Origin of the sequence: Sphaerotilus sp. (assembly GCF_041083715.1) — a bacterium.
Lineage (GTDB): Bacteria > Pseudomonadota > Gammaproteobacteria > Burkholderiales > Burkholderiaceae_C > Sphaerotilus.
Genome location: NZ_JBFPGY010000031.1, coordinates 1 through 4,175, shown reverse-complemented (window position 1 = coordinate 4,175; position 4,175 = coordinate 1). Strand labels below are relative to the sequence as shown.

The following is a 4,175-nucleotide window of genomic DNA, read 5'->3' as shown; positions in this document are numbered from 1 at the left end:
CCGAACCAGCCGGTCAGCGCGATGGCCAGGATCATCATCGCGCCGAGCATCAGGTAATGCGCATCGAGCGCCTGCACGCCCCGGATCGTCAGCGCCGGGTGTGGCAGCTCGCCGGCATACGAGATCAGCACCATCAGCGGCAGCAGGAAGCCGACCGCGATGCCGGCCGGCGAGCACCACCAGGGCATGGACATGGCGGTGGAAACGGGTGCGGCGGTCTTCATGCCAGCATCTCCCCGCGCAGACGGATCAGCACGCCGGCCGACAGCAGCATCACCGTCGCCTCGGCGCCGATGATCGCCCAGCCATAGGCGCTGCCCTGGTCGATCAGGAACAGGCAGGCACAGAACGCCAGCGTCGCGGCGAGCTGGATCAGCGCGTAGCGGCGCTCCTGGCCCAGCGCGATCAGCGACTGCATGCCGAACAGGCTGGACATGCCCTGGATCGGGATGCTGAAGGCCAGCAGCAGGATCAGCATCACGGCGATCGGCACCTCGGTCTTGAACACGTAGCGCGAGATCAGGGGGGCCGTCGCCATGCAGACCATGCTGATCACGGTGCCGATCGCCAGCGTCACCACCATCAGCCGGCTGCCCAGCGCCATCGCGGCCCGCGGCGTGCGCGACGCCAGCCCGGAGATGCGCACGAAACCGAGCTGCTGCACCGGCAGCATCACCGCCTGCCCCGCCATGCGCACCCGCAGCGCGAGGTTGGCCGCGCCCACGGTGGCCGGATCGGCGTGCATGCCGAGCAGCGCGATGCCGCCGTTGGTGAGCATCGCGCCGTTGACGTTGCCGAACACGATGGCCGACGAGCTGCGCAGCAGCTGGCCGATGTAGCGCCCCTCGATGCGCGAGCGCTGCACCAGCCTGCGCTGTGCCAGGAAGAACCAGGTGACGCCGCTGGTCAGCAGCGACACCAGCGCGTAGACGCCGAGCGCGCTCTCCATCGTCGCCACCCGCGGCACCACCGTCAGCAGGACCGCGATGCCGATCAGCCGCACCCCGCTGGTGATCAGCAGCAGCAGGCGCGTCTGCTCCAGCGCCCGCACGTACCAGCCGGCGTCGAAGGCGAAGCCGACCAGGTAGGCGCTGGATGCCAGCATCAGCGGCCACTCGGCGTGCGCCCGCAGCTGCCACAGCGCGCCGCCCGCCACGCCCACCACCCCCGCGCACAGCAGCAGCTTGGCCGCGGTGATGTTCCACAGGATGCGGTGCACGCTGGCCGGGTGGCCCTGGTGGCGCGCCACCTCGCGGATGCCGTACCAGTCGAAGCCGAACTCGATGACCATGCCGAGAAAGGCCGCCAGCGCGGCGTAGAAGGAGACGATGCCGTAGTCGTGGATGCCCAGCGTGCGCCCGCAGATCACCGCGAAGACGAGCGGAAACGCGAACGTGGCGACGTGGGTCATCGCCAGCTCGATCAGCTTGCGCACGGTGGAGGCGCGGTCGGAGGCAGCGGCCATGGACACGGGGTGGTTGCGGTTCGGTACGGGATCAGTGCGCGTTCATCACCACACCGACGAGATCGACCCGCTGGGCACGCAGCCCCGCGACCAGCGCGCGCAGATGGGTCGCGGCACTGTGGTCGCGGCGGCCGACGACCAGCGCCTGCGTGCAGGCGGTGGCGATCACGCGGGCGTCGGCGGCGCCTTGTGCGGCCGGGGTGTCGACGATGACGCGGTCGAACTTGCGCGTCAGCTCGCGCAGGAGCGTGCGGAAGGTTTCGCGCTGCACCAGCTCCTGCGGGTTCGGCGGCGGCGCACCGACCTGCAGCACATGCAGGTTCGGCAGCACGTCGATGCGGTCCAGCTCGCCCGCCACCTGCCGGTCGGCCAGGATCGCGGTCAGGCCAGGCCGCGCCGGCAGATCGAACAGCGTATGCAGCCGCGGCGCGCGCAGGTTGGCGTCGACCAGCACCGTGCGCTGGCCCATCTGGCTGAACACCACGGCCAGATTGGCGGCGACGTGGGTGCGGCCGTCGCCCGGCGTGGGGCTGACCACGGCGAGCGCCACCGGCTCCGCGCCACCGGGGCGCAGCATGATCTGGGCGCGCAGGTCGCGGAAGACCTCGGCCTTGTCGCCATGCGGATCGATGGCGGCGGCCAGCTCCGCCAGGTGCGGTGCCGCCTGCGCGGTGGTGCAGGCATAGCTGAACTGCCGTGCCAGTGCCTGCGCCACATCGTCCGGCTGCACCAGGCGCAACGCCACCGCCGCATCGCCGAAGCGCAGCCCGCGCTCGGCCTGCAGCGCCACGATGCGCCCCACCTCCGCGTCACCGAGCTGGCACTGGCGGCGCAGGATGTCGCCCAGACTCAGCGCATGCTGCGGTTCGACCGTGAAAAGGGTCTCGTCGATCGGCGAGACCCGACTGAGTTCGAAGTCGCGTTTCATGTGCATGTTCACGCCGGCAGGCGGCCCTTGGGGGTACCAGGGTTGCGCGTGCTCCCGCCCAGCCTGGGCAGCGACAGTCCCTGGCCCGATCCACCCGCACGGTTGCGCGACGGAATCTCGACCAGCAGCGGCAGATCGAGCAGTTCGGGCACGTCGTCGGCGCAGCGCAGCCGGCGGTTGCGCTGCTCCTGCACCAGCACCACCACCAGCGCCAGCACCGAACCCAGCAGCGCCGCGACGCCCAGGTTCACGTCCATCTGCGGCGACGCAGCCAGCGCCGGCGGGGTCGCGGTCTTCAGCACCGCGACGTTGCTCATGCGGGCCTGGCTTTCGGTGGCGCTCTGCGTGCTGCGGCCGGTCACGGCGTCGAAGGCGGACTGCGCGTTCTGCACATCCTTCTGCAGCACGCGGGCCTCGTCGCGGCGCGCGGTGAGTTCGAGCACCTTGGCGCGCTGCACCTCCAGCGATGTGCGGACCTGCGCCAGGCGCTGCTGGTTCACCGTGTCGCTGACACCCAGGCTGGCCGCCACGCGGCGCGACTCCGAGGCGAGCTGGCTGCGCAGCTGCGCCACGGCAGCGCGCTGCTCGACGATCGACGGATGGCGGTCACCCAGGCGGGCGCTCATCTCGTTCAGGCGCGTCTCCTGGCGCAGCACTTCGGCCGAGAGTCCGCTGATGACCGGGTTGTTGATCACCTCGGGCGATTTTTCCGGGTTGGCACGTGCCTGCGACTGGCGGCTGCCGGACTCGCCGGTCTGCGCCTGCAGCGACACGAGCTGCGACGACAGCTCGTTGAGGCGCGCCGTCTCGACATCGACCCGCTCCTCCGCCCCACCGATGCCCAGCAGCCCGTGCTGGCGCTGGAAGTCCGAGAGCCTGGCCTGGGCCGCGTCCAGCGCCGTGCGCAGCTGGGTGGCACGTTCGTCGAAGAACGTGGTGCTGGTGCGCGCCGGCTCGACACGCAGGGCCAGGCTGGTGTCCACATAGGCCTGCACATAGGCGTTCGCGATCTGCGCGGCGGACTGGCGGTCATCGGCGGTGTAGCCGATGGAAATGATCCCGGACTCCTTGGTCGGCCGCACTTCGAGCTTCTTCTTCATCCGCGCGGCCTGCCACTCCCCGAAGTCGCCGACGCCGCCGGTCTTGCTGCGCCAGAGCTGGTGGGTGGCATCGTTCGGATCACGCGTCATGCCGGTCGCGGCCATGACCGCGCGGGCCACCCGCTCGCTCTGGATCAGATCGACCTGGGTCGACATGTAGGCCGCCGCCTGGCCGGACTGCTGCTGCTGCGCCGACACCGCCAGCGGATCGGCCGACTTGATGTCCACCAGGACCATCGAGGTGGCGGCGTACTGCTTGGGCAGCAGCGCACTGACCAGTGCGGTCACAGCCATCACGGTGGCCAGCACCAGGACCGCGGTGAGCCAGCGCGCCTTCAGTGTCAACAGGAATCGGGCAAGTGACATGGATTGATGCGTTTACAGGTTGTAACTTCAGGAGATCCGGATAACCGGTTTCTTGCGTGGATTGGGGACTGGTTTACCCAGGTAAACCACCCTCCAGACACGGGAGAACATCCATTCCTGCCCTATCAATGCGCGGGGTCGGCGCACCAGAACAAGAAAATACGAACCGGTACTGACAAATTTATCAGTGACACATGGTTTATCGTTCGAAATGAACCACGAATGAAGTCAATAGACCGAAGAAACATGCGAATAGATGGCACTTCATCTCTACGCGAGACAACGCGTGAATAATGCATCAAAGCGCTGCAGCCCT

At 68.7% G+C, this 4,175-nt stretch carries 4 protein-coding genes; all 4 read right to left on the bottom strand.

Annotated features, from left to right (window positions below; translation table 11 throughout):
- The coding region (locus AB3X43_RS01500) for a hypothetical protein (RefSeq protein ID WP_369428126.1) at positions 1–224 on the bottom strand (224 nt) is incomplete at its 3' end.
- Positions 221–1,465 carry an oligosaccharide flippase family protein gene (locus AB3X43_RS01495; RefSeq protein ID WP_369428125.1) on the bottom strand — a complete coding sequence of 415 codons (1,245 nt, stop codon included), beginning with the start codon at positions 1,463–1,465 and terminating at the stop codon, positions 221–223. The genes AB3X43_RS01500 and AB3X43_RS01495, both read right to left, overlap by 4 nt.
- 31 nt (positions 1,466–1,496) lie before the next feature.
- A complete protein-coding gene (locus AB3X43_RS01490) occupies positions 1,497–2,393 on the bottom strand; it encodes a polysaccharide biosynthesis tyrosine autokinase (RefSeq protein ID WP_369428124.1) in 897 nt (298 codons plus the stop codon).
- 8 nt (positions 2,394–2,401) lie between these two features.
- Positions 2,402–3,859, bottom strand: coding sequence for a chain length determinant protein EpsF (epsF, locus tag AB3X43_RS01485; protein WP_369428123.1), 1,458 nt, complete (start codon positions 3,857–3,859; stop codon positions 2,402–2,404).
- Positions 3,860–4,175: the final 316 nt, after the last annotated feature.